Origin of the sequence: Massilia violaceinigra, assembly GCF_002752675.1 — a bacterium.
Classification (GTDB): Bacteria; Pseudomonadota; Gammaproteobacteria; order Burkholderiales; family Burkholderiaceae_D; genus Telluria_A; species Telluria_A violaceinigra.
The window spans coordinates 5,222,199-5,247,865 of the sequence record NZ_CP024608.1 but is presented as its reverse complement, the minus strand read 5'-3'; the positions used below and the strand labels follow the sequence as shown (position 1 = coordinate 5,247,865).

Sequence of the window (25,667 nt, the reverse complement as noted above, 5' to 3'; positions counted from 1 at the left end):
AGTAGGGAGAATAGCATTTCCCGAATCAAAATTGGGAATCGCAACGCCGCTTGCGCCTACGCCCCCGAACAGGCACGCCCGCGGGCAAAAACCAACCTGGATCAAGGATTTTACGATCGGTTCAAAACGCCGTTGACCCCACTACATATAGTCAATAACCTCGCTTTATGCACCACATATTGTGTTTCACGGAGAGCAAATGACCATCCCACCGCTACACTTCCCTACCCAAATCCGCAAGCGAGACGGCGCCGTCAAACCGTTCGACGCCACCCGCATCGAATCGGCCATGCAGCGCGCCGCGCTGGCCAGCGGCGAATTCGATGCCGGCACTGCCCATCTGCTGACATGGAACGCGGTCCTGCCCACGCTGTCCGCACTGTGCACCGATATCCCCAGCGTCGAGCAGGTGCAGGATGCCGTGGAGGCAGCCCTGTTCGAGGCCGGCCACCGCGCCACCCTGCGCGCCTATGTCGTCTATCGCGAGCAGCACCACAGCCTGCGGCGCGACCGCAAAAGCCTGATCGACGTCGAGGCGTCGATGAACGAGTACCTGGAGCAGCGTGACTGGCGCGTCAACGCCAATGCCAACCAGGGCTACTCGCTGGGCGGGCTGATTCTCAACGTCTCCGGCAAGGTGATCGCCAACTACTGGCTCGATCACGTCTATCCGCCCGCCGTCGGCGCGGCCCACCGCAACGCCGACCTGCACATCCACGACCTCGACATGCTGGCCGGGTACTGCGCCGGCTGGTCGCTGCGCACGCTCCTGAACGAAGGCTTGAACGGCGTGCCGGGCAAGATCGAATCGTCGCCGCCCAAGCACATGTCGAGCGCCATCGGCCAGATCGTCAACTTCCTCGGCACCCTGCAAAACGAGTGGGCCGGGGCCCAGGCCTTCAGTTCCTTCGACACCTACATGGCGCCCTACGTGCGCGCCGACGCCTTGAGTTTCGAGAGCGTCAAGCAGTACATCCAGGAGCTGATCTACAACCTGAACGTGCCGTCGCGCTGGGGCACGCAGACGCCGTTCACCAACCTGACGTTCGACTGGGTGTGTCCGGAAGACCTGCGCGAGCAGGTGCCGTTCATCGCCGGCGTGGAAATGCCGTTTACCTACGGCGATCTGCAAGTGGAAATGGACATAATCAACCGCGCCTACATCGAGATCATGATGACCGGCGACGCCAAGGGCCGCGTGTTCACCTTCCCGATCCCGACCTACAACATCACCGAGGACTTCGCGTGGGACAGCCCGAACGCCGAACTGCTGTTCGAGATGACGGCCCGCTACGGCCTGCCCTACTTCCAGAACTTCCTCAATTCGGAACTGAAGCCGAACATGATCCGCTCGATGTGCTGCCGCCTGCAGCTCGACCTGCGCGAACTGCTCAAGCGCGGCAACGGCCTGTTCGGATCGGCCGAGCAAACCGGTTCGCTCGGCGTGGTGACCATCAACTGCGCCCGCCTCGGCTACCTGCATGCCGACGACGAGGATGGCCTGTTCGAAGCGCTCGACCGCCTGCTCGACCTTGGCCGCGACAGCCTGGAAATCAAGCGCAAGGTGATCCAGCGGCATATGGACAATGGCCTGTTCCCGTACACCAAGCGCTACCTGGGCACCTTGCGCAACCACTTCTCGACCCTGGGCGTGAACGGCGTCAATGAGATGATCCGCAATTTCACCTGGGGCGAGCACGATATCGCCAGCGAATGGGGCCATGCGTTCGCATTGCGCCTGCTGGACCATGTACGGGCGCGCATGCTGGAGTTTCAGGACCAGACCGGCCATATGTACAACCTGGAAGCGACGCCCGCCGAAGGCACCACCTACCGTTTCGCGCGCGAAGACCGCAAGCGCCATCCGGACATCCTGCAGGCCGGCACCGACGCCATGCCCTACTACACCAACTCCTCGCAACTGCCGGTCGGCTTTACGGACGACCCGTTCGAGGCGCTGGAACGCCAGGATCCGCTGCAGCGCAAATACACGGGCGGCACCGTGCTGCATCTGTACATGAGCGAGCCGCTGTCCACGGCCGACGCCTGCCGCCAGCTAGTGCGGCGCGCGCTGAGCCGCTTCGGCCTGCCGTACATCACCGTCACGCCCACGTTTTCAATCTGCCCCAAACATGGCTACCTCGGGGGCAGCCATCCATTTTGTCCCAAATGCGATCTTGACCTGATCGCACGCAAGCAACGCGAAGTTGCGTAACCAACCAAGGAGTCATCCATGTCAGACCTGAGCCAAGCCGTTTTCCTCGCCCCCCAAACCATCACCCTGACCGACGCCGAGCGCCAGCCCTGCGAAGTCTGGACCCGCGTGATGGGTTATCACCGCCCCGTGTCGTCCTTCAATACCGGAAAAAAGGGCGAGTTCCACGAGCGTACCTGGTTCACCGAGCGCGCCGTTGCGGCGCGAAGCTGAGATGGGTGCCGGCGAGCTGCGGGTGGGCGGCATCACCGCCTTCACCGCAACCGACTTTCCCGGCAAGCTGGCGGCCGCGGTGTTCATCCAGGGATGCCCGTGGCGCTGCGGCTACTGCCACAATCCGCATCTGCAGCTGCGCCAGCAGGGGCCGCTGACGTGGGCCTCGGTCATGGCGCTGCTGGTGCGCCGTGCCGGTTTGCTTGACGGCGTGGTGTTCAGCGGCGGCGAGCCGACCATGGATCCGGCGCTGCCGGACGCCATGGCGGCCGTGCGCGAGATGGGGCTTGCGGTCGGCCTGCACACCGCGTGCATCTACCCGCGCCAGTTGAAGGCGGTGTTGCCGATGGTGGACTGGGTGGGCTTCGATATCAAGGCGCCGTTCGACGCTTACCAGCGCGTGACGGGCGTTTTCGGCAGCGGCGAGCCGGCCCGCGCCTGCATGGAGATGATCGTCGACAGCGGCGTGGCGCACGAATGCCGGACCACGCTGCATCCGGCCCTGCTGTCGGAGGCCGAGGTGGAAGCTCTGGCAGGGACACTGGCCGATGCCGGCGTACGCAATTACGCCATCCAGACCTTCCGCGCGCAGGGCTGCGCGAACAAAGGGTTGAACGCCACGGCCGGTGCGGTCATGGGCACTGCCACGCTGGAACGCATTGCGGCGCGCTTCGATACCTTCGTTCTGCGGGTCGCGTAGAACCGAGAACGCCACCTCCCACCCCGTCGTTCCCGCGCAGGCGGGAACCTAAGTACTGTGTGACTAGCGGCTATTAACTTGGGTTCCCGCCTGCGCGGGAACGACGGGGGTATTGGGTAATCCAAGTTTCCCGACATCGCTGCGCAGCTGCGCCGTCAGCTCCGCGGCGTGCTCGCGGTCGAAATCGGCATGCATCCGCTTGCGCACCCCAAGTTCATTGAGCATCACATGCTGGTCCGGCACCACGCCATGCTGCGCCAGGCACTGGCGCGCGCACGCGAGCGGACAGCCGTCGATGGCCAGCACCGGCCGCCCCGAACGCGCCAGCTTGACCAGCGGCGCCACGCCGCCGCCCACGCCGGCGATGCACGACATTTCGGCCGCCCCGCTGCGGTCGAGCGCAAGCGCCAGATGGTTGGCCATCTGCGCCGCGCTCGAACATCCCGAACATGAATACACCAGCGGCAGCGCCGCCCTGTCCGCATCCATCATCACTCTCCTTTAGTTGGAGGCCGCACGGCGCCAGCGCGCCGGCAGCAGGCGTTCCGGGTCGAACAGCGCCACATCGATCGCATCGATCGTGTTCTTTACCAGCAGCCCCAGTTCGGTATCGCCTTCCATGGTCAGGCGACGCGAAAAAAACAAGGTGTCCGGATCTTCGCGCCGCTGCGCCAGCAGCAAAAAGTCGCGCGCGCTGGCGCCGATCGACAGGTCGGCCTTGCCGGACCCCGACAGGGCGACGAAGCGCGATCCGCGCCAGCTCACATCGAAGCGCACGCCGGCGTCGGTGACGCCGATGCTGATGGAGCGCCCTTCCAGCGCGGCGCGCACGTCGCCCGGCAGCTGCGGCCCGAGCACGCGGCTCAAGCCGGCGGCGAACAACAGCGAGCCGGGAAAACGCGGCAGGTGGCCAAGCGCCCGGGCCAGCGGCTTTGGCAGGATCGGATAGACGTGCGCTTTCATGCCGCCTCCCGCCTGTCGAACGCCATGCCCGGCTTGCCATGCCAGTAACCGTCGCAGGGCGCCGCCGGCATCAGCGGTGCCAGGCCGGCCTGCGCCTGGGCGGTGCCGATCTGGCCCAGGCGCGCCCGGTCGAACAAGGCGACGATGGCATCGGTATGCTGCGCCTGGGGACTGATACGCATCACGTCCACGCCCATCGCTTCCATGTCGGCCATTTCGCCAAGCAGGTTGTACACCAGGTGCGACTGGATCTGGGTGCCGTTCAGGATCAGGAAGGTGTCGGCGTCGCGCGTGCGCAGCTCCAGCCCGTCCGGATGGGCCATGCAGCTGAACTGGCAGTCATCCTTGCCCAGGTTGCGGTGGCGCGCCGTGAAGCAGCGCGCCGAAAATGCCAGCGGCATGCGGCCGTAGGCGAACACCTCGGTTTCCAGTCCCGCCGGTCGGCTTTTCAGCATCGTCGCCAGCGCCGCGCGGCCCATTTCGAGCGGCATGACCCAGCGCCGCGCGCCCAGCTGCGCCATCAGCGCCACGCTGTCTTCGTTGTACAGGTTCAGGTGCGGCCCGGCGACAAACGGCAACGCGCGATCGAGGCAGTGCACGGCGCCGATGTCGTTCGCTTCGACCGCGAAGCGGCCGTTCGATGTCAGCTTGCGCAGATTGGTCAGGTCGCTGCCCGATTCGAGCAGCGCCTGGGTCGACAGCACCACCTCCTTGCCGGCATCGGCCAGCATGGCCGCCAGCGACAGCCAGTCGGGCAGACGCAGCTCGTGGCGCCGCGAGCACACCGTTTCGCCCAGGTAGATAATATCGACCGGGCTTGCCGCCACCGATTCGTAGAACGCCATCATCGTATCGCGCGGCCAGTAGTACAACACCGGGCCGAGGGCCAGTTTCATCATCATGCCTCCCTTACTTCCATGAGCGGTGGTAGGCGCCCAGCGTATGCTGCTGCCCCTCTGCCACCTTGTTCAGATCGGCCATCCAGGCCTGTTTGGCCGAAAAACGCTTCGGACTGGCGCGGTACTGGTCGATCGCCTCGCGCCACACGCGCGTTACCTGCGCCACGTACGCTGGACTGCGCTGGCGTCCCTCGATCTTGATCGCGCTCACGCCCAGTTCAATCAGCTGGGGCAGCAGCTCCAGGGTATTCAGGCTGGCCGGTTCCTCGATCGCGTAAAACTGTTCGCCGGCGACGTCGAAGCGGCCCTTGCACAGGGTCGGATAGTTGGCCTGCTCGCCGTCGGCGTAGCGGTCGATCAGCACGCCGTTGAGGCGCGACTCCAGCCCGGCCGGCGTTTGCTGCCAGCGCACCGCCTTGGCCGGCGAGCACACGCCGTGCGTGTTGGGCGACTCGCCCGTGGCGTACGACGAGAGCGCGCAGCGCCCTTCGACCATCACGCACAGGCTGCCGAAGCCGAACACCTCGATCTCGACCGGCGTATTGCGCACCACCTGCTCCACCTGCGCCACCGACAGCACCCGCGGCAGCACCGCGCGCGCGATGCCGAAATGGCGGTGGAAAAAGTTGATGGCCTCGTAGTTGGTGGCCGAACCCTGCACCGACAGGTGCAGCCGCAGCGCGGGATAGCGTTCGGCTGCGTAGCGCATCAGGCCCGGGTCGGCCAGGATCACGGCGTCGATGCCGGCGCCGGCGGCGCGGTCGATTGCGCGCCGCCACAGCGCGCCGGCGGCCGGTTGTGGATAGGTGTTCAGCGCGAGCAGTACCTTGCGCCCGCGCGCGTGGCTGTAGGCGATACCCTGTTCGATCGCGGCCTCGTCGAAGTTCAGGCCTGCGAAGTTGCGCGCGTTGGTCGCGTCGCGAAAGCCGAGGTAGACGCAGTCGGCGCCGTTGTCCACGGCCGCCTTGAGTGCCGGCAGGCTGCCGGCCGGGCACACCAGTTCAAACGGCGTGGCGCCGTCGGAAGTATTTGACATCATGTTCATTCGTCGTAAGGTGGGGACTGCACTGTAGCCCGACGGCATGCCGGAAATCTTTGACCTGCATCAAGGATTTTCGGCATGCGAAGCGGTGACAATGGCGCCATGGACAAACAGCAGGAGAACACGATGGAGACTATCGGCAGCTACCTCGAAGCCGACCATGTGCGTTGCGATGCGCTGTTCGCAAGCGCGCGCCACGCCGTGCGCAAGGGCTTGTGGCGCGAGGCGGGGCACGCCTTCGCCACGTTCTGCCACGCGCTCGAACGCCATTTGCTGATGGAGGAACGGATCGTCTTCCCCGCTTTCGAGAACGCCATTGGCGCGGCCAGCGCACCCACCGCATCGATGCGCAGCGAGCATCTGCGCATCCGCGGCGTGGTGCAGCGCCTGTCCAATGCGCTGCGTGAGCGCGACACGGAAGCCTTCCTCGACCATGCCGACACCCTGGGCATTGTGCTGTACCAGCACAGCGAAAAGGAAGAAGGCGTGCTCTATCCGATGATCGAGCGCGTACTGGCGCCAAGCTGCCACAAGCTGGTGGCGGCCATGCAGGCCTTCGGTGCGATGGATGACATGGCCAGCGCCGCATGAACGCCGGCACGCCCCACATCCACCACATCGACGTGCGCGGCCTGGAGCCACCCGAGCCGCTCGAGCGCGTGCTCGACGCGCTCGAGACGCTGCCGGCCAGCGACCACCTGTGCATGCTGATCGAGCGCGAACCGCGCCCGCTGTACCGCATCCTGGCGCACAACGGCTATGGCCACAGCACCACCGTCTTGCCCGACTATCAATATGAAGTGCGGATCTGGCGCCGCGCGCCGGACGCCTGACGCATGCAGCGCACCCTCTCGCTCGAACAGTCGCCACCACTCGGCGCGGTGCTGCGCTACTTCCTCGCCACGCCGGTCTTCGCGCTGCTGGCCGGCGCGCTGCTGCTGTGGCAAGGCGCCCCGGCGCTGGCCTCACGCTGGTCGCCGTCCACCCTGGCGCTGACCCACTTGCTGACGCTTGGCACGCTGGGCATGGCGATGGCCGGCGCGCTGATCCAGATCCTGCCCGTGGTAGCCGGCGTCACGCTGCCGCGCGCGCGCCTCCTCGCTCCCGGAGTGCACGCGCTGCTTGCTGGTGGCACGGCGGCGTTGGCGGGCGCATTCCTGTTCACGCGTCCATGGCTGTTCCAACTGGCGCTGGCCCTGCTGCTGCCCGGCTTTGCGTGGCTGATCGGCGCACTCACGGTGGCCTTGTGGCAGATGCCGCCGCCAGGCGCACTGCCGATGACGGCCACAGTCAGGCTGGCCCTCGGCAGTCTGCTTGTCACCGTGTGCCTCGGCGCGCTGCTGGCGGGCGCCTTTGCCTGGCCGGCATCGGCCGCGCTGCTGCCGCTGATGCTGGCCACCGACGTGCACGCGCTGTGGGGCGTGTTCGGCTGGGCGGGACTGCTGCTCGTTGGCGTATCGTTCCAGGTCGTGCCCATGTTCCAGGTGACGCCCCTGTACGACAAGCCGTTGCCGCAGATGCTGGGCGTGACGATTTTTCTGCTGCTGGTCGTGTGGACCGTGAGCGCCGCGGCGCTGCGCGCGCACCTGGTGTGGATCGACACCATGGCCAGCACACTGCTGCTGGCCTCCTACGCGCTGTTCGCGCTGGCCACGCTCCGCCTTCTGGCGCGCCGCAAACGGCCACAGGCCGACGCCATGACCCTGTTCTGGCGCCTGGCAATGGCCAGCATGCTGGCCTGCGCGACGCTGTGGGCGGTACCGGCGCAGGTGGCCGGCGATGGCCGCACCCTGGCGATGGGCGTCCTGATGCTGGTCGGCTTCCTGTACTCGACCATCAACGGCATGCTGTACAAGATCGTGCCGTTCCTGATCTGGCGCGATTTGCAGGAGCGCGCCGCCGACGGCCAGCGCGTGCCGACGATCAAAACGCTGACCGCCGACCAGGACGCGCAGCGCCAGTTCTGGCTGCACGCGGCGGCCCTGGCCTTGCTGGTGGCGGCCTGCTGGTGGCCGGTGCTGCTGGCACGGCCGGCGGCGGCGGCGATGTGCCTGTCGGCCGTCTGGCTGTTGCTGAACCTGTCGACGGCCCTCAGGCGCGCTCGCAACGCAGTCGCCTCCGGCTCGTCGCGCACGGCCCCATGCCCGACGTCCTAGTCCGGACGGCATACTTAAGCTTCCCTTAGCCAAGAGCTTTGCGGCAACACAGTCGGAAGGAAATGCACTATCTTGACGCCTGGCGCCGAGATCCCTCCGCACCGCCCAACCCCGTGCTATCGATGCTTGATCAAATGTTGCTTTCCGACGCACCTGCCGTCGCCCATCCGGACATCCTGTACGGGACGGCCGAACCCTCCCTGCTCAAGCACGAAATTCTGGCCGACCTGCTCGAAGCGAGCGCGCGCCGTGCACCGCCCCAGGTCGCGCTGATCTATCAGGAGCGCAGCCTTACCTACGCCGAACTGGACCAGCTGGCCGACATCGGCGCCTCGCGCCTGATCGGCCTGGGCGTGCGTCCCGGCCACATCGTCGGGCTGTGGATGATGCGCGGCATCGCGCTGCTGGTTGCGCAGGCGGCCATCGCCAAGGCTGGCGCCGCCTGGCTGCCAGTTGACCAGGATACGCCGGCCGACCGGCTCGACGTTTGCGTGGACGACGCCAGCGCCGTCGGCGTGGTCGCCAGTGCCGCCCTGGCCGGCCAGCTGGACGGCAGCGCCACACCGGTCTGGTGCGCGGAAGCCTTGCTGGCCCCGTTGGCGCCGGGTGAAACCGTGCAGCGTCGCGGCAAGGTTTCGCCCGACCAGCCCGCCTACGTCATCTATACCTCGGGCTCGACCGGCAAGCCGAAAGGCATCCTCATTTCCCAGCGCAGCATCTGTCACTTCTTGCGCAGCGAAAACGCGGTGCTGGGCGTGCGCTTCGATGACCGCGTGTACCAGGGCTTTTCGGTGGCGTTCGATATGTCCTTCGAGGAAATCTGGATTTCCTACCTGGTTGGCGCCACCCTCTGGAGCGGCCCCAAGGAAATCGCCGGTGACCCCGAGACCTTGCCGCGCATGCTGGCGGCAAACCGCGTCAGCGTGCTGCACGCGGTGCCGACCCTGCTGGCCCTGTTCAGCGACGAGGTCCCGACCTTGCGCCTGATTAACCTCGGCGGCGAAATGTGCCCCGAATCGGTGGTCGAGCGCTGGGCCAGCCCGGGGCGCCAGATCTTCAACACCTACGGCCCCACCGAAGCGACCGTCTCGTGCAGCCTGGCGCGCCTGGAACCTGGGCGCCCGATCACGATCGGCACGCCGCTGCCCAACTACGGCCTGCTGGTGATCGATGCCGAAGGCCCGGAGCTGGCCCTGCAGCCGCGCGGCACCACAGGCGAACTGTGCATTACCGGACCGGGGCTGGCAGCCGGCTACCTCGGGCGGCCCGACCTGACGGACGAGAAATTCCTCGCCAACCCCTGGGCCAGCGGTCCGCACGACGCGCGCCTGTACCGCACCGGCGACCTGGCGCGCATCGATGCCGAGGGCGAAGTCCAGTGCCTGGGACGCACCGATGACCAGGTGAAAATCCGGGGCTTTCGCGTGGAACTGGGCGAAATCGAAGCCCTGCTGGCCCAGCAGGCGGGCGTGGGCACGGTAGCGGTGCTGCTGCGCAAGGACGACGGCATCGACCAGCTCGTCGCCTATCTGGTGGCCGCCAGCGGCGCCGGCGACGATGCCATCGCCGGCGCCACCCTGCGCCGTGCGCTGGCAGAACATTTGCCGGCCTACATGGTCCCGAGCCGCTATGAAGCGTTGCCGCTGATGCCGCGCCTGACCTCCGGGAAGATCGACCGCAAGGCACTCAAGGCCATGCCGCTGGCCGCGCCTGGTGCCGCCGATGGCTCGGATCAGCCCGAAACCCCGGCCGAGACAGCCTTGTTCAAGGCCCTGTCCAGCCTGTTCCCGGGCCAGCCAATCCGGCGCGAGGCCGACTTTTTTGCCGACCTGGGCGGCCATTCACTGTTTGCCGCGCGGCTGGCCTCGGCCTTGCGGGCCGATCCGGCGTTTGCCCATGTCACCGTGCGCGATATTTATCAGCAACGCCAGATCGGCAAGATCGCCATCGCCCTGGCCGATGCGCCCGCTGCCGGCGCCGCCGAGCAGGACTGGACCGCACCGCCGGCCACCCGTCGCTGGCTCTGCGCGGCGGGCCAGGCGCTTGCCATTCCGCCCATGGTCACCCTGCGCATGGCGCAATGGCTGGCGCCGTTCTTTACCTATCACTTTTTTACCGGCGAACCGGGCGACTCGGTCGCGCTGGCCGTGGCGGCGTCGATTGGCGTGTTTCTGTTCGCCACGCTGATGGAATTTGGCATCGCCATCGCCGGCAAATGGCTGATCGCCGGGCGCCTGAAGGCCGGCTCGTATCCTTTGTGGGGCTGGACGTATTACCGCTGGTGGCTGGCCGACCGGCTGGTCGAAGCGGCACCGGTGTACCTGCTGAGCGGCTCATCGCTGTACGTGTGGTGGCTGCGGGCACTGGGCGCGCGCATCGGGCGCGACGTGCTGGTTGGATCGATGACCTTGCGCGCGCCGGACTTGCTCGATATCGCCGATGGCGTGAGTATCGGCAACGCCGTCAACCTCGAAAACGCCCGTGTCGAACGCGGCTGCCTGCTGCTGGGTGCGATTTCGCTGGGCCAGAACGCCTCTGTGGCGTCCTACGCCGTCATGGAAGGCAATACCGCCATCGGCGCCCTCGGCCATCTCGAAGGCCAGGCCGCCATGGCCGATGGCGCCAGGGTGCCGCACGCGCGCGTGTGGGGCGGCTCGCCCGCGCGCGACCAGGGTCTCTTCGTTTCCAGCCTGCCACCGCGGCCGGAGGTCAGCCGCGCGCGCCTGGCCGGCGAAGCCATCTTCTTTGTTCTCGGCATCGTGCTGGTGACCACTGTGTTCTTCATGCCAGTGTTTCCGAGCTTCATGCTGATCGACTGGCTCGACGACATGGACGTCATGCCGTGGCTGCAAGGCAGCCAGGTCGCATCCCAGCTGGTACGCTACTTCCTGCTGGCGTTTCCAGCCAGCGCCGTGCTGATCGTCCTGACGGCGCTGGTGTCGGCCGCGATCCGCTGGGGTGGACTGCCGCGCCTGCGGCCGGGCCGCTCGGCGGTCCACAGCAATATCTACTGTGCAAAATGGCTGGTGAGCCATATCCAGGAATCCAGTCTGAACGTGCTGCACGGCATTTACGCCACCGTCTTCGCACCATTCTGGTATCGCCTGCTGGGAGCGAAGGTCGGGCGCGATGCCGAGATATCGACCGCGCTCGGCGTTGTACCCGACATGTTGACCCTGGGCGACGAAACATTCATTGCCGACGCCGTCATGCTGGGCGACGAACACATCGACGGCGGCTGGATGACGATGCAGGCGACGGTCGTGTCGCACCGCAGCTTCATCGGCAATGGCAGCTATATTCCCGATGGAACGATCCTGCCAGAACGGGTACTGGTCGGCGTGCACACCCATGCCCCGGAGAACGAGCGCATGAAAAGCGGCGACACCTGGCTCGGCTCCCCGCCGATCCACCTGCCGGCGCGCGAACAGGTGAGCGGCTATCCGGAATGGCTGACCTACCGGCCGTCCGCGCTACGGCGCATCGGTCGCACGCTGGTGGAAACTTTCCGCATTGTCGCGCCGCATGCCTTGGTGATCGCGGTCGGCTATACCGTCGTGCTCAACGTCATGCCGAGCGCGGCTGCCGGGCTGTGGGGTGACGTCATCGCCGACCTGGCGCTGGCCGGGCTGGTGTACGGAATCGGCAATTACCTGTTCGTGCTCACGCTCAAGTGGCTGCTGCTGGGCCGCTACTGCAAGCGCTCGGCGCCGATGTGGACCCCGTTCGTGTGGCTGTCCGAAGGCGTGACCAATCTGTACGAAGGCATTGCGGTGCCCAATTTCATGCGTTATCTGCGCGGCACGCCCTGGCTGCCGGTGGCATTCAGCTTACTGGGCTGCAAAATGGGGCGCGGCGTGTATCTGGACACGACCGATATTACCGAGTTCGACTGCGTATCGATCGGCGCCTACAGCGAGCTCAACGCCTTCGCCTGCCCGCAAACGCACCTGTTTGAAGACCGGGTGATGAAGGTCGACCATGTGGAGATCGGCAGCAAAGTGACCATGGGACCGCGCAGTGCAGTGCTCTACAGCGCCAAGGTCGGCGACAACGCCCGCCTGGGCCCACTGACCTTGGTCATGAAGGGGGAACATATCCCCGCGGGGACCAGTTGGGCGGGCTGCCCGGCGGCGCCGGCGCACCCTTAAGCGCCTCCACAACCGGGGGCAGACCCTAACCCCGATGTGATCGAGCTCATGCGCGCACGGGGAAAACCAGGCTGGCTACCAGCGCATCGGCCAGCTCCACCACCACGGCATGCCGCTTGCGCGCCTCCGAGCGCTTTTTCGACTGGATCTGCTCCATATCGGGTTCCTGCACCGGCTCGCACGCAAGCCCATAATCGCCATCGGCACGACGTTCGGCGCCCAGTTCATTCCACATCTGGTCATAATCGGCCAACACCTTGCCGCGACGAATCGCGCCGTGCACCACGCGGTTCGCATTCCCGACCAGCCGCACGCGGCCACAACCGAAGGCATAGCCGAGCTGCCGTACCAAGGTCACCAGTAAATGCTTGGGCCGCACGCCGTGCAACTCGCGCGTTGCTGTGCGGATCGATTCAAGCCCATCGCCACCTTTGGGCCCCTGAATGCAGCCGATACACACAATCGCCGCCCCCGCCTCCTCGGCAAAGGTGAACGCCAGCGAGAACACCGGCGTGCCACTTTCGCACAATTGCAGCACGAGCTCGCCTTCGCGTTCCATGGTGGATACGGCGCGCAACTGCAACTCGTACATGGTGCCGGTTTTCCCCTCCACCGATCCGAGCGGCACCCCGGCACGCGCGGCGGCCACGATCATCGGCCCCAGTCCGCGGCTGAACACGAAGCCGTAATGGATCGCCAGCACGCGCAGACGCGCTTCCGCGCACAGCACATTGCTCATGTAGGGGCGATAAATCTTGTACAGCAGCTTGGGGGAATCGCGGACCAGGTCGCAAAACAGGGGATGCGCATTCAGCACGCGCAGCCATTGCCCGGTAACACGGCGGTGCAACAGCGCCCGCGCATGCAGCTTGAGCCGCTCACGCCAGTATTGCGATGTGGGCAAACCTGCCGGCACGCCCGAGCGCAGCGTGATCGACGGCGTCAGGAAGAATGTCTCCAGCCCCCCTGCGAAAGGGCCTTCTTGAAAATTCATTGCGCACTCCGGAGGGCAAACTGAACGATGCAACAGTTGGCTTGTCGTCCGAACCCCAACGTCGCGTTAATTGCTCATTGTAAATTAAAATATTCGTAGTAAATACATTTTATTTCCTGTTGTACACATAAGCAGACACGCATGCTGATTACGACATGGAATTGATCCACGCTGAATGCGACGGCAATATGATATTTCCACGCAGCATTTCAAGTAAAATGACTGCCTTATCCGACCGGCCGCCAGGCATGAATTCACACCACACCGACATTGCCCTCCTGCCGCCGTATGAACGCCTGTTCGGCCCCGTTACGCAGGCAAGAATTATTCGTCTGTGCGTTTTGTATCTGGCTTTGTTGGGCGCCGGATCGGCAATCCTGTTCGTGTCGCACCAGGATAACCTGCGCATCTTCGGCATGGGATTGATCGTGCCCGGCGGCGGCTTCCTGGCCCATGCCGACATCTGCACCCAAAACGGCATCGGCCACCTGCTTGCCGCTCTCGCCGGCATGGCCGCTTTTGGGTTTTCGCTGATGATCTGGTTCGGCACGGGCAATATCCTTGCCCCGCCCCTGGTCTGGCTAGGGCTGGCCATGGGCGCGGCCACCATGCGCCATGGCGCGCTGCGCGAATCCACCGTCGACATGGTCTTTGCCGGTCTGGCGCTGACGATGGGTGCCACGGCGGTCGCCATGGCCACCTGGTTCGCGCTCGGGCGCCGCCAAAGGCGGATCGACAATACTTATCTGGCCAGCCAGACCGGCCGCCTCGACCTGATTTTCGACGCCGACATCACCCCCGCTCACGCGGCCGAAATGTCCCTTGAACACCTCCAGCGCCTGCGCTTTGCGCTCGACCGCGCCCTGCAGCCCCTCGACCAGTTCAATGGCTTCGAAAAAATCGACCAGTTTCAAACCGCCGCCACCCGCTATCAGCTGAACTTCCTGGCGTACGGCGTGGCGCTGACCCAGGCGCGTTTCACGCCGGCCTTTCGCGGCTACATGCACGATGCCCAAATCGCTCTGCTCGACAAACAGGCGCAGCACCAGGTCTGGTCGTACTGGAAGCTGGAAAACCTGTGGGGCAACCTGCGAGCCGATCCCGACCCGGTGGCGCGCGAAAACATCATGTACACCGGCTTCGTGGCGCTGCAAATGGCGCTGTTCAGTGCCAGCACCGGACGCCGCGACTTTTCAGAAACTGGCCGCTTTACCCTCACCCACCCGTCGGGCCAACGCTATGCGCACGATGCCGCCTCGCTGGTGCAGCGCCTTGAACACGAGTACAGCACCTCGCCCTACTATCTGATAGCGTGCGAACCGAATTGGGTCTACCCGCTCTGCAATACCATCGGCGCGAGCGCCATCATGGCGTTTGACGCCCAGCATCAGGAGCAGCGCTGGGCCGCCCGCGCGCAGGACTTTCGCCATCACCTGGAAGCCGAGTTCCTCGACGGTTTCGGGCGCTATATTCCGTGCAAATCGGCCCGCACCGGCCTGGCCTTGCCGGCTGTCGGCGGCGTGATGCCGCTGGCGATGCCGTGCTTCTTCCTCAACGTGATCGCGCCCGACCTGGCGCGCCGCCAGTGGCTGCTGCTGCGCCGCCAGCTGTTCGACCGCAACGGCGCATTCCGCCGCCGCGCCTTCTGGCCTATCGATACCGGCAACTACGGCTTCTCGCGCGCCAGCGCCTACAGCGCCACCGCTCTGGCGGCCGCGGAACTGGGCGACAGCGCTGTCTACAGCGCCTGCCTGGACGCGCTGGAAAAAGAATGCCCGAGTGTGCTCAAGGATGGCGTGATCCACCGCCGCAAGGCGTCGGTATGGGCCCATGGCGTGGAACTGATGGCCCGCGCCGGCGCGCGCGACGACTTTCGCGATGTCATCGCCGCACCGAAGCCGGTAACGGGACCGCAGCTGGACAGCCTTGCCTACCCCGCCATCCTGGTCGCCAGCGCCCACGCCGGCCATGACGCCCTGCGCGCGGTGCTCTACGCCGACGGCGTCCACGCCATCGGCTTGCGTGGCCTGCAGCCGAACGCACATTATCTTGCCAACGGCATCCCCATCACGGCCAACGCCAACGGTCAGGCGCGCTTCGATTTGGCGCTCAATGGGCGCACAAGCCTGCACGTGCAACCGCAAGGAGGCGGATAATGGCCTGCTGCGTGCTCATTGCCGCTGTCATCGGCGGCGTAATCGGATTAAAGTCGTGGCTGACACTGGCGGCGCGGCGGCCGGGCCAGGCCCAGGACTGGCGCTTGATCAAACCTACGGACCAACCATGAACGAGACCAAAAACGTCAGCACGCCGGAGCCCTTTTCGCTGGCGGCGCGCTCCAAGAGCTTCGGCTACGCCATCGCGGGCATCGTCTTCATGCTCAAAACCCAGCACAACGCCTGGCTGCACCTGATCGCGACCATGATCGTGGCGGGAATGGCGTTCTATTTCAAGGTCAGCGCGGCCGACTGGCGCTGGCTGGTGGTGGCGATGGTGGCCGTGTGGGTAGCCGAGACCATCAACACGGCGGTCGAATACGTCTGCGACGTGGTCTCGCCGGGCTACGCGATCGCCGTCAAGCATGCCAAGGACATCGCGGCTGGCGGCGTGCTGATCGCGGCCGTCGGCGCGGTGCTGATCGGCGCGCTGACGTTCTGGCCGTATTTCTAGCCGCACGTGATGCGCGTGCTCTAGGCCTGGCGCTGGGCGGCGTCGCGCCGCTCGCTGTAGCGGTCGACCAGATAATCGCTGCGCTCGCGCACCAGCAGCGTGAACTTGAACAGCTCCTCCATCACATCGACCACGCGGTCGTAATACGGCGACGGCTTCATGCGCCCGGCCTCGTCGAACTGCTCGTACGCCTTCGGCACCGACGACTGGTTCGGAATCGTCACCATGCGCATCCAGCGTCCAAGCAGGCGCAGGGTATTGACGGTATTGAACGACTGCGAGCCGCCCGATACCTGCATCACCGCCAGCGTGCGTCCCTGGGTCGGCCGGGTGGCACCGACTTCGAGCGGAATCCAGTCGATCTGGTTCTTCATTACGGACGTGATGGCGCCATGCCGCTCAGGGCTGCACCATACCTGCCCTTCCGACCAGAGCGACAACGCGCGCAGTTCGGCCACCTTGGGGTGCGTGGCCGCTTCGCTGTCGGTCACGGGCAGGCCATGCGGATCGAAAATGCGCACTTCGGCGCCCATGTGGGCCAGAATGCGCGCCGCTTCTTCGGTCAGAAAGCGGCTGAACGAGCGCTCGCGCAGGGAGCCGTACAGCAGCAGGATGCGCGGCGCATGGTCGAAGCGCACCGGCGGTGCCAGCTTATCCTCGGTCGGCAGGTCGAACTGCGCTTCGCTCAGGTTGGGCAGGGTCATATCCATTCATGCTTCCTTCGGTGGCAGGATGTCGAGTACAAGGTCGCCGGGACGGCACAGGCGCACACCCAGCGGCGTGACCACGAACGGGCGGTTGATCAGGGTCGGATGCGCCACCATGGCGTCCAGCAGGGCATCGTCGCCCACGGCCGGATCGGCCAGGCCAAGATCGGCGTATTCCGGTTCCTTGGTGCGCATGGCGTCGCGCACGCCAAGCCCCGCGCGTGCAATCAGGTCGGCCAGCACGGCGCGCGTGGGTGGCTCGGCAAGGTAGTCGACGACATGCGGCTCGGCGCCGCTGGCGCGTATCAGTTCCAGGGCGCGGCGCGAATTGCTGCAGCGCGCATTGTGATAGATGGTGATGGTCATTGAGGGCTCTCGGGAAGTGTCGGGGGAGTGCACGGCGCGCCGCTGCAGCAGTTCTCGGTCAGGAAACCGATCAGCGCATTCATCGTCGCGAAATCGGCGGCATAGATCACGAAACGGCCGTCCTGGCGTGCCGTCACCAGTGCCGCATGCGTCAGTTCCTTGAGGTGGAACGACAGCGACGATGGCGCGATGCCCAGCTGCGTGGCGATGTGGCTGGCGGCCATGCCGGCCGGCCCGGCCTGCACCAGCAGGCGAAACACCGCCAGGCGCGATTCCTGCGCCACGGCGCTCAGCGCCGCCAATGCCTGTTTGGTTTGCATGATGGGATACCCACGGATTCGATCATTCAATAATAATCGAATTATGGAATCGATGCAAGCGCTCACCCCGGAGCGCAGGAAGGTCAGGCCATCGCGGCAAGCAGCAGCACGCCCCCAGCACCAATCGCCGCGCCGGCCAGCTGCGTCACGCGCGCACTGCCGGCCGCATAGCCGGCTGCCAGCAGCACAGCACTCGCACTAAGGAAGCCCGCGGCGCTGGCCACGCCGAGCAGCTCGCGTCCATGCGCTTGGCCGTGCAGCAGCGCGAAGCCAGCCACCAGCGCCATCGCCAGCGCGGCCGGCACGCGCGCGGCGCCCGCCAGCAGCGCGCCGATGAGCAACACGGTAGCGGCCAGCCCTGCCTCGATCGGCACGCCCACCTGCACGGCCGCGCCAAGCGCCATCATCGATACAAACACCGGCAGCAGCACGCCCCTGCCCTGCTGCCGGCTCCACAAGCCAACGCCCAGCATGGCCAGCAGATGATCGATGCCGCTGAACGGATGCGCAAAGCCGGCCGCGAAACCGGCCACGGCGTCGTGGCCGGGATGGGCTGCGGCGGGCAGCGCGAGCAGGCACAGTGCAAAGGCGAGTGTCTTTTTCATGGCGTGTCTTCTCCTGTTTTGGCATCGAGCAGGCCCTGTTCGCGGATGAAAGCCACCACAGCCTCCACGCCTTCGCCGCTGCGCAGGTTGGTGAAGATGAAGGGACGTTCGCCGCGCTGGCGCCGCGCGTCGTGCGCCATGATGTCGAGATTGGCCCCCACGTGGGGCGCCAGGTCGGTCTTATTGATGATCAGCAGATCGGAACGTGTAATGCCGGGGCCACCCTTGCGCGGTATCTTTTCGCCGCCGGCCACGTCGATTACATACAGGGTCAGGTCCGACAGCTCGGGGCTGAAGGTCGCCGCCAGGTTGTCGCCGCCGGACTCGATCAGGATCAGGTCCAGGTCGGGAAAGTCGGCCTGCATGCGCGCGATGGCTTCCAGGTTGATCGAAGCGTCCTCGCGGATCGCCGTGTGCGGGCAGCCGCCCGTCTCCACGCCCATCAGGCGCTCGGCCGGCAGCGCCCCGGCGCGCAGCAGGATCTCCATGTCTTCGCGCGTGTAGATGTCGTTGGTGATGACCGCCATGTCGAACTGGTCGCGCATGCTTTTGCATAGCATCTCGCACAGTGCCGTCTTGCCGGAACCAACCGGGCCGCCAATGCCGACCCGCAGGGGATTTGATGTCATGCCGTGTCTCTCTTCCTTGATTATCATGATCGGTACAATCTGCCGTGCTGCGCCTCGTGCCGCATCGACAGCATGGACAGGCCGGGCGACCAGTTCGACATTGCATCGTCGCCCAGCGTTTGCGCGCGGCGCGCCGCCTGTTCGATCTCGCCGCGCAGGGACAGCAGCATGCGCTGGCCCGCCACCTGCCCGAGCGGAACCGACTTGACGCACACCAGCACCTGGTTCTCGACCATTGAGAACAGCATCGCCAGCAATGCTTCCTCGTGCGGGATGCCGAGCGCGTCGACCGCGCAGGCAAAGGCCGTCGGCAGCGCCACCTCCGGCCCGAGCGCCGCCACGTCTGCCACGCCCAGCTCCGCGATCAGGCGCGTGAGCGAGTAGCCCATCTGGATTGTCTCGGCGCGAAACTCCGCGCTATCGCGCGAGGCCAGGAAACGTTCGCTCCACAAGGCGACCGATGCGTCGTCATGCGCCTCGAACGCCTTGAGCAGGCGCCAGAACAGCGGCGCATCCCACTGCGCCACGACTTCGTCCAGGTAGCGTGCAATCCATGCGCGGCCGCTGTCGGCATCGGCGACCAGGCCCGCCTCCAGCGCCGCTTCCACCCCTTGCGAATAGCTGTAGCCGCCAATCGGCAGCGCCGGGCTGGCAAACTGCAGCAAATGCAGCAGCGCGGTGGCGTTCATGCCGGCGCCGGATCGCTGGGCCGGTGAATTTTCTGGCGCAGCGGCACCGGTGCGAGCAGATGGCCCTCATGGCCGTGGCTGTGCCCTCCACCCGCGTACGCCCCCGCCTCCGGCTCGAACGGCGCGTTCTCCTGCACCACGCGCGCACCCAGTCCCTCCACCATTTCCTTGAGCACCGGGTCGACCCGGATGCGCAGGAAGCCGTCGCCGATCCGCGCCTGCGTATGCCGGTTCCCCAGGTGAAAGGCGCAGCGCGCCATGGTCAAAGGTGTGTCGCAGTGGACCACGTAGGTCGGTTCGCTGGCGGCGACGACGCGCACCACGCGTCCTTCAGCGCCGGTCAGCAGCTCGCCGTCGCGCAGCACCGTGCCGCGCACCATGAACAGCGCCACTTCGTCGCCGCCCGCCAGTCGCGCGCGCAGGCGGCATTTTTCGCGCTGGTCGTAGGCCAGCACCAGTTCATCGTCGACGCGTTCGGCGTGCGCCAGCTTGGTGTGCAAGGTCATCATCGTAGGGCCTTTCAGAACAGGAAATAGCGCTGCGCCATCGGCAGCACAGTGGCCGCCTCGCAGACCAAAAGCTGGCCGTCGGCGCGCACTTCATAGGTTTCGGGATCGACTTCCATATACGGCGTGGCGCCGTTGTGGATCATGTCGCGCTTGCGCAGGTGGCGCATGCCGTGCACGGGAATGAGCGTTTTGGTCAAACCCAGTTGCGCGCCGATGCCGGCGTCGTATGCGGCTTGCGAGACAAAAGTAAAAGACTTTTTCAGGCCGCCGCCAAAGGCGCCGAACATCATGCGGTAGTGCACCGGCTGCGGCGTGGGGATCGAGGCGTTCGGGTCGCCCATCTGGGCCGCCGCGATCATGCCGCCCTTGACGATCAGCGAGGGCTTGACGCCGAAAAAGGCCGGCTTCCAGAGCACGATATCGGCGATCTTGCCCACTTCCAGGGAGCCGACCGCGTGCGACACGCCGTGCGTAATGGCCGGGTTGATGGTGTACTTGGCGATGTAGCGCTTGACGCGGAAGTTATCGCTGCGCGACGAATCCGGCGCGAGCGGCCCGCGCTGCTGCTTCATCTTGTGCGCGGTCTGCCAGGTGCGCATGATCACCTCGCCCACCCGGCCCATGGCTTGCGAGTCGGATGACATCATCGAGATCGCGCCAAGGTCGTGCAGGATATCCTCGGCGGCGATGGTCTCGCGCCGGATGCGCGACTCGGCGAACGCCACGTCTTCCGCAATCGCCGGGTCCAGGTGATGGCACACCATCAGCATGTCGAGATGTTCGTCGAGCGTGTTGACGGTGAACGGGCGGGTTGGATTGGTCGACGACGGCAGCACGTTGTCCTGCCCGACGGCGGCGATGATGTCCGGCGCATGGCCGCCGCCCGCGCCTTCCGTATGAAAGGTGTGGATGGTGCGGTCCTTGAAGGCGTCCAGCGTGGTCTCCAAAAAACCGCCTTCGTTGAGCGTGTCCGAATGCAGGGCCACCTGCACGTCCATGCGCTCGGCCACCGCCAGGCAGTTGTCGATGGCGGCCGGGGTGCTGCCCCAGTCCTCGTGCAGTTTCAGGCCGATGGCGCCGGCCAGCACCTGTTCCTCCAGCGGCCCTGGCAAGCTCACATTCCCCTTGCCCATGAAGCCCAGGTTCATCGGAAAGGCGTCGGCCGCGCCCAGCATCGCGTGCAGGTGCCAGGGCCCGGGCGTGCAGGTGGTGGCCGCGGTGCCGGTCGCAGGTCCCGTTCCGCCGCCGATCATGGTGGTGATGCCGCTCATGAGCGCTTCTTCGATCTGCTGCGGGCAGATGAAGTGGATGTGCGTGTCGACCCCGCCGGCGGTGACGATCATGCCTTCGCCGGCGATGATTTCGGTGGCGCCGCCGATGGCCATGGTCACTCCGGGCTGCACATCCGGGTTGCCGGCCTTGCCGATGGCGGCGATCAGGCCGTTTTTCAGGCCGATGTCGGCCTTGACGATACCCCAGTGGTCGACAATGACGGCGTTGGTGATGACGGTATCCATCACGCCGGCGTGCAGCCGCTGCGACTGGCCCATGCCGTCGCGGATGGTTTTGCCGCCCCCGAACTTGACTTCCTCGCCGTGGATGGCGAAGTCGCGCTCGATCTCGATGAACAGGTCGGTGTCGGCGAGGCGGATGCGGTCGCCCGTGGTGGGGCCGAACATGTCGGCATAGGCGCGGCGGCTGATCGAGGGCATGCTAGTTGCCTCCATGCGGCGGCAGTTCGCCCATCACCAGGCCGTTGAAGCCGAACACCATGCGCTCGCCCCCAAGCGCCACCAGTTCCACGGTGCGCTGCTGGCCGGGCTCGAAACGCACCGCGGTGCCGGAGGCGATATTGAGCCGCATGCCGATCGCCGCGCTGCGCGCGAACTGCAGCGCCGTATTCACTTCGAAGAAGTGAAAGTGCGAGCCGACCTGGATTGGCCGGTCGCCGCTGTTTGCCACCACCACGGTGCGGGTGGCGCGGCCGGCGTTGAGCTCAATGTCGCCGTCGGCCAGCAGGTATTCGCCAGGTATCATCGTCATCTCCGCTCTCAGGGAATGGGGTTGTGGACGGTCACGAGCTTGCTGCCGTCCGGGAAAGTCGCTTCGACCTGGATGTCGGGGATCATCTCGGCGATGCCGTCCATGACATCGGCACGGGTCAGGATGGCGGCGCCCTCGGACATCAGCTGCGCCACCGTCTTGCCGTCGCGCGCGCCCTCCATGATGGCCGCGCTGATCAGCGCCACGGCTTCCGGATAATTGAGTTTGAGGCCGCGCGCCATGCGCCGTTCGGCCAGCAAGGCGGCGGTGAAGATCAGCAGTTTGTCTTTTTCGCGCGGGGTCAGGTCCATGGATCGTGTTCTCTTGTCTAGGTAGTCCAGATGCGCGGCAGCGGCGCGGCGCACCCGAGCAGGTGCGGGCGCAGTAACTGCCACACGCTGAAAATGGCGCGGCGCGCGCTTTCGCTGTCGTTGCCCAGGTAGCGCGCGACGAATACCGATTTGATTTGGGTGATGCCAAGTGCCGGATCGAGCGCGCGCATGGCGTCGATCAGGGCGCCGCCGGCCGGCTTGCCGACGCCGACCAGGGTGGCGCAGACGCTGGCGCCGTTCAGTCCCAATGGGCTGTGCATGGCGGCGCTGCCGCCGTGCAGCGCGCCCTGCTCCCACCACAGCAGCTTGCCGCCACGGCGAATCTGCGTGTGCTGGGTGATGGTGCCGCTGTCGAAGGTTTCACCCGAGGCGCTCCGGCCGAAGCACAGGATGTCGCAACCGATATAGCTGGCGTTGGCGGCCAGTTCGACCCGTTGTTCCAGCGCCACGTGGGCGCCGTTGAAGAAGATGGCTTCCTGCGGCATCCATTCGACCGCCGCGCCGGTGCCGGCTTCGATCAGCACGTCCTGGCGCGAGATGTTGCCGTTGGCGCGATACCATTTGGCGGCGCCGGGCGAAGTAAGAAAGGCGTGACTGGCGTCGCCCACGGCCACGCCCACCGACAACCGGTCGCCGCCCACCACGCCGCCCGGCGGGTGCACGATGATGGCGTGGCAGATGCGCGGGCCTTCCGGATACAGCGGTTTTTGCACGCGCAGCGGCCCGCTGTGGACACGCTCCATCAGGCGCGTGGTGCCCGCATCGTCGGCAAAGCGCAGCCGCAGGCTGGCTTGCCATGCACTTTGGGTCGGATCGGTCTGGTGGCAATCTCGCATACCTGTCGAAAGAGCAGGATGCGTGCCAGCGCGCGGGGCACGTTCAGGGTGCGGCGCGCCCGCAACGGGTGATCAGGCGCACCGCGACGGCGCGCACGCACCGGCTTGGTGCGTTCGACGCGTTTTCAGCGTGTAACTAGAACTTCACGCCCATCGACACCGACAGCACATCGCGGTCCACCTGGGTGTTGTACACCCCACCCCACACCGGGAGGTACGCTACCTCGGCCACATAGCGCTTCAGGTATTCCATCCGCAGGCCGATGTTCATCGTGCGGCGGCCTTCGCTGAGCAGGAAGTCGTACGACCATCCCTTCACTTCATGCTGCAGCTGCGCCCAGGCGTGCAGGTTGAGCCCTTTGAGCACCTGCGCCATGCGCGCGTCCACCCGCACCCGATACGCATGGGCGGTCGGGCTCACGTAGCCGTCGGAGCTGCACTGGCGGGCGGCGTCGCTGCTGGTCACCGTGCAGGCTCCGTTGACGGGACCATTCCCATACTGGTCGGCGCGCCCATAGCGCCGCACTGACGGATCGGGCAGCCCGGCGACGTGCTTGACGACCACCTCGCCAAGCGTGCTGACGGCAATTCCCGCCACCAGCGGCCAGTCCTGCTGCACCCCCGCCTGCAGCTGGAAGGTGCGATAGCGGTCGTAGGTGTGATACAGCGCGCCTGGCGCGAGCGCATCGACATCCTTGCGCAGCAAGGTGACAATCGCCGGATTGAGGAACGCCGGCAAGGTGTCTCCGGGCGGCAGCTGGATCGGCTGATTGGGACGGTAGGTCAGCTCACCGAACAGGCTTCCATGCGCGCGCCGGTGCGCGAGTGTCAGCGATGTCATGCCGATGCCGCCCGCGTATTCGGTGAAGTAGCGCATATTCTTGCCATCCGGGTCGCCCGCGATCAGGCCGGTGCCGGTCCGCTGTGCCTTGCGCACGCCCGGCAGCGGGTTGCGGCTGGTGTAGCGCGCGTGATACAGGCCCACATCCAGGGCCAGCGGGGCCGACTTCCAGGTCAGCGCGGCGCCGTACTGGCGCTCGTCGACCGCATCGGGATTATCCATGCGCTTGACGAAAGCGCCGCGGGCCAGGCGTGCCCGGTCGCTGACGGGCATCGGTCCGGCGAAGGCATGGTTGCAGCCTTGCGCCACATAGTCGGTAGTGGCCCAGAAGGTGCCGCACAGGTCCAGCGCCGACGGCCGGAAATGGGTTTGATAAAAGCCCTCGACCCCGAAACCGCTGGCCACGTCCACGCGCGCGAACAGCATCGGCGCGGGCACCAGGGTTTCCTGCGGCACCGCATCGGCGCGCCGGCGCGCAGGGAAGTCGACCGCGTTAATCGCGGACAGGCCGCCCGGAAAACCGCCGCGCTCCCCCCACGCCAGCGACTGCTGCCCCAGGCGCGCGAGCATGCGCACGCCGTCGGCCTGCACACTGTGCTGGACGAAAACGTCGCCCAGCGCCACGCCCGAAAAACGCGACAGGCGCGCGCCGCCAGCGTCGTCGAGCGGCTGCCCGGCGGCGTAGCCATTGATGCTGTTGCCCCAGGCGCGCGCATGGTCGCTCAGGGCGAAATCGTGCCAGGCCTTGGCGCGTAACAGCGCACTGAAACTGCCCTCGCCCGCCGTCAGGTCGACATAGCCTTTGAGCGTGCGTGAAACGGCATCTCCGCGCCGGAAGTTCAGGTTGGCGTCGTCGCTGTTCTGGCCCGCGCTGGCCACTCCGGACAGCCCAACGGCCGCCGCGTTATATGGAACCAGTAAATGTGGCACCGATGCCTCGGTGCGAAAGCTCGCGCCGAAACCGAGCCGCCCGCTAACGTGGGTCTCCAGCGCGTACGCCGGCGTTCCCGCCAGAGCGGCCACTGTGAAAGCGGCGTGAAAGTGCCGACGCCTGGGTCGATGCATGTGAAAGCCTGTCATAAGTTGCAGGAAGCCTTCGCGCCGGCGAACGATCCGCCGGCGCGCGCCACTTTATTTACTTTTGGTTACAAACTCAATTTAGCACGGTGATTACCGCTTGTCACGGTGCTGAAGTACCCCAGACATCGGCCTCGGTAAAGCCCAGTTCCGCGAAATCCGGCGCCCGGTCTTCGCTCTCGCCACGGCTGTAGAATTCGTCGAGCTGCGGCGGCGCGACCCCAGTCCCGGCGAGCATCGCGTGCACCTGCCCACGGTGGTGGATCTGATGCTGGAACAGGTGCGCCAGCAGGCGCGCGGGCGTATCGAGTTTGAGCCCGTCGTCGCGCAGGATGCCGACGTCGCGTGCGAGCGTGGCTTCGTCGAGCCGGCGGCAATAGGCGATCAGGCGCTGGTCGCACAATTTTTGCGCGGCCCACAGCTCGGCGCAGGTGGCAAACGGCTCTTCCGGCTCGAAAAAGGCTGCGCAGTAGTCCGGATGGGGCTCGTCGCCGCGCGCCGCGCGTTCCATGGCGTCGATATAGAACCAGTCGACCGTCAGAATGTGATTGAGCGTCATTTTGATCGACGGGAAAAAGCTGGTGCGCGTGGCCAGTTCAAACTCTTCCTGCGACAGTTGGGCGCAGGCGCGCAGCAGACGGTGATTGGCCCAGGCGTTGTTGTAGGCCTGTGCGATCAGGTAGCGCGAAAATTGATTCATGATGTGACGG

25 protein-coding genes and 1 pseudogene are annotated in these 25,667 nt (G+C 65.9%); 8 read left to right on the top strand and 18 right to left on the bottom strand.

Annotated features, from left to right (window positions below):
- The first annotated feature begins 199 nt into the window (after window positions 1–199).
- Window positions 200–2,428: pseudogene (locus CR152_RS22660) on the top strand (ribonucleoside triphosphate reductase).
- Between the two features lies 1 nt (window position 2,429).
- On the top strand, window positions 2,430–3,128 hold the full coding sequence (locus CR152_RS22650; RefSeq protein WP_099878731.1) for an anaerobic ribonucleoside-triphosphate reductase activating protein: 699 nt from the start codon (window positions 2,430–2,432) through the stop codon (window positions 3,126–3,128).
- A 63-nt stretch (window positions 3,129–3,191) separates the two neighbouring features.
- Here CR152_RS22650 and CR152_RS22645 read toward each other — a convergent pair whose 3' ends face one another.
- From CR152_RS22645 to ubiU, 4 genes are read right to left on the bottom strand one after another with little or no spacing between them, the layout of a single operon-like run.
- Window positions 3,192–3,617, bottom strand: a complete 426-nt coding sequence (locus CR152_RS22645; protein WP_099882665.1) for a putative zinc-binding protein — start codon at window positions 3,615–3,617, stop codon at window positions 3,192–3,194.
- 12 nt (window positions 3,618–3,629) lie between these two features.
- A complete protein-coding gene (gene ubiT / locus CR152_RS22640; RefSeq protein WP_099878729.1) occupies window positions 3,630–4,091 on the bottom strand; it encodes a ubiquinone anaerobic biosynthesis accessory factor UbiT in 462 nt (153 codons plus the stop codon).
- Window positions 4,088–4,990 (bottom strand): U32 family peptidase, encoded by a 903-nt coding sequence (locus CR152_RS22635; RefSeq protein WP_229413830.1) that lies wholly within the window; start codon window positions 4,988–4,990, stop codon window positions 4,088–4,090. Before CR152_RS22635 ends, ubiT begins: the two co-directional genes overlap by 4 nt.
- A gap of 10 nt (window positions 4,991–5,000) precedes the next feature.
- A complete protein-coding gene (gene ubiU, locus CR152_RS22630) occupies window positions 5,001–6,029 on the bottom strand; it encodes a ubiquinone anaerobic biosynthesis protein UbiU (protein WP_370663828.1) in 1,029 nt (342 codons plus the stop codon).
- Window positions 6,030–6,110: 81 nt separating this feature from the next.
- Between ubiU and CR152_RS22625 the strand changes: the two genes are divergently transcribed.
- The 4 genes from CR152_RS22625 (at window position 6,111) to CR152_RS22610 (ending at window position 12,339) form a co-directional block, all read left to right on the top strand.
- Window positions 6,111–6,623 carry a hemerythrin domain-containing protein gene (locus CR152_RS22625; RefSeq protein ID WP_099878725.1) on the top strand — a complete coding sequence of 171 codons (513 nt, stop codon included), beginning with the start codon at window positions 6,111–6,113 and terminating at the stop codon, window positions 6,621–6,623.
- A complete protein-coding gene (locus CR152_RS22620; protein WP_099878723.1) occupies window positions 6,620–6,865 on the top strand; it encodes a DUF2249 domain-containing protein in 246 nt (81 codons plus the stop codon). The genes CR152_RS22625 and CR152_RS22620 overlap by 4 nt, the downstream gene beginning before the upstream one ends.
- Window positions 6,866–6,868: 3 nt before the next feature.
- Entirely contained in the window at window positions 6,869–8,188 is a 1,320-nt protein-coding gene (locus CR152_RS22615; protein WP_099878721.1) for a permease, read from the top strand.
- A 134-nt stretch (window positions 8,189–8,322) separates the two neighbouring features.
- A complete protein-coding gene (locus CR152_RS22610; RefSeq protein WP_229413520.1) occupies window positions 8,323–12,339 on the top strand; it encodes a Pls/PosA family non-ribosomal peptide synthetase in 4,017 nt (1,338 codons plus the stop codon).
- Between the two features lie 46 nt (window positions 12,340–12,385).
- Here CR152_RS22610 and CR152_RS22605 read toward each other — a convergent pair whose 3' ends face one another.
- A complete protein-coding gene (locus CR152_RS22605; RefSeq protein ID WP_099878717.1) occupies window positions 12,386–13,333 on the bottom strand; it encodes a DUF535 family protein in 948 nt (315 codons plus the stop codon).
- Window positions 13,334–13,581: 248 nt separating this feature from the next.
- Here CR152_RS22605 and CR152_RS22600 point away from each other — a divergent pair, with 248 nt between their 5' ends.
- Together CR152_RS22600 and CR152_RS22595 are read left to right on the top strand one after the other, a co-directional pair.
- Window positions 13,582–15,489: a linalool dehydratase/isomerase domain-containing protein gene (locus tag CR152_RS22600; protein ID WP_157778669.1), complete on the top strand. Its 1,908-nt coding sequence runs from the start codon at window positions 13,582–13,584 to the stop codon at window positions 15,487–15,489.
- A gap of 127 nt (window positions 15,490–15,616) precedes the next feature.
- Window positions 15,617–16,003, top strand: coding sequence for a diacylglycerol kinase family protein (locus CR152_RS22595; protein ID WP_099878714.1), 387 nt, complete (start codon window positions 15,617–15,619; stop codon window positions 16,001–16,003).
- A gap of 20 nt (window positions 16,004–16,023) precedes the next feature.
- Here the strand turns inward: CR152_RS22595 and arsH are convergent, their stop codons facing one another.
- The 13 genes from arsH to CR152_RS22530 form a co-directional block, all read right to left on the bottom strand.
- Entirely contained in the window at window positions 16,024–16,707 is a 684-nt protein-coding gene (arsH, locus tag CR152_RS22590) for an arsenical resistance protein ArsH (protein WP_099882661.1), read from the bottom strand.
- Window positions 16,708–16,713: 6 nt separating this feature from the next.
- Entirely contained in the window at window positions 16,714–17,076 is a 363-nt protein-coding gene (gene arsC, locus CR152_RS22585; protein WP_099878712.1) for an arsenate reductase (glutaredoxin), read from the bottom strand.
- Complete coding sequence (locus CR152_RS22580) at window positions 17,073–17,396, bottom strand: ArsR/SmtB family transcription factor (RefSeq protein ID WP_099878710.1); 324 nt, start codon at window positions 17,394–17,396, stop codon at window positions 17,073–17,075. Before CR152_RS22580 ends, arsC begins: the two co-directional genes overlap by 4 nt.
- Before the next feature lie 83 nt (window positions 17,397–17,479).
- On the bottom strand, window positions 17,480–18,001 hold the full coding sequence (locus CR152_RS22575; RefSeq protein ID WP_099878708.1) for a HupE/UreJ family protein: 522 nt from the start codon (window positions 17,999–18,001) through the stop codon (window positions 17,480–17,482).
- A complete protein-coding gene (ureG, locus tag CR152_RS22570; RefSeq protein ID WP_099878706.1) occupies window positions 17,998–18,630 on the bottom strand; it encodes an urease accessory protein UreG in 633 nt (210 codons plus the stop codon). The genes CR152_RS22575 and ureG overlap by 4 nt, the downstream gene beginning before the upstream one ends.
- A gap of 23 nt (window positions 18,631–18,653) precedes the next feature.
- Window positions 18,654–19,319 (bottom strand): urease accessory protein UreF, encoded by a 666-nt coding sequence (locus CR152_RS22565; protein WP_099878704.1) that lies wholly within the window; start codon window positions 19,317–19,319, stop codon window positions 18,654–18,656.
- Complete coding sequence (ureE, locus tag CR152_RS22560) at window positions 19,316–19,828, bottom strand: urease accessory protein UreE (RefSeq protein ID WP_099878702.1); 513 nt, start codon at window positions 19,826–19,828, stop codon at window positions 19,316–19,318. Before ureE ends, CR152_RS22565 begins: the two co-directional genes overlap by 4 nt.
- Window positions 19,829–19,839: 11 nt before the next feature.
- Entirely contained in the window at window positions 19,840–21,540 is a 1,701-nt protein-coding gene (gene ureC, locus CR152_RS22555) for an urease subunit alpha (protein WP_099878700.1), read from the bottom strand.
- A 1-nt stretch (window position 21,541) separates the two neighbouring features.
- Complete coding sequence (locus CR152_RS22550) at window positions 21,542–21,865, bottom strand: urease subunit beta (protein ID WP_099882659.1); 324 nt, start codon at window positions 21,863–21,865, stop codon at window positions 21,542–21,544.
- Window positions 21,866–21,879: 14 nt separating this feature from the next.
- Complete coding sequence (locus CR152_RS22545; protein WP_054262719.1) at window positions 21,880–22,182, bottom strand: urease subunit gamma; 303 nt, start codon at window positions 22,180–22,182, stop codon at window positions 21,880–21,882.
- 17 nt (window positions 22,183–22,199) lie between these two features.
- Window positions 22,200–23,039 carry an urease accessory protein UreD gene (locus tag CR152_RS22540; protein WP_099878698.1) on the bottom strand — a complete coding sequence of 280 codons (840 nt, stop codon included), beginning with the start codon at window positions 23,037–23,039 and terminating at the stop codon, window positions 22,200–22,202.
- 136 nt (window positions 23,040–23,175) lie between these two features.
- Window positions 23,176–24,945 carry a DUF1302 domain-containing protein gene (locus tag CR152_RS22535; protein ID WP_157778668.1) on the bottom strand — a complete coding sequence of 590 codons (1,770 nt, stop codon included), beginning with the start codon at window positions 24,943–24,945 and terminating at the stop codon, window positions 23,176–23,178.
- A 115-nt stretch (window positions 24,946–25,060) separates the two neighbouring features.
- Window positions 25,061–25,657 carry a DinB family protein gene (locus tag CR152_RS22530; protein ID WP_099878695.1) on the bottom strand — a complete coding sequence of 199 codons (597 nt, stop codon included), beginning with the start codon at window positions 25,655–25,657 and terminating at the stop codon, window positions 25,061–25,063.
- Between the last annotated feature and the right edge of the window lie 10 nt (window positions 25,658–25,667).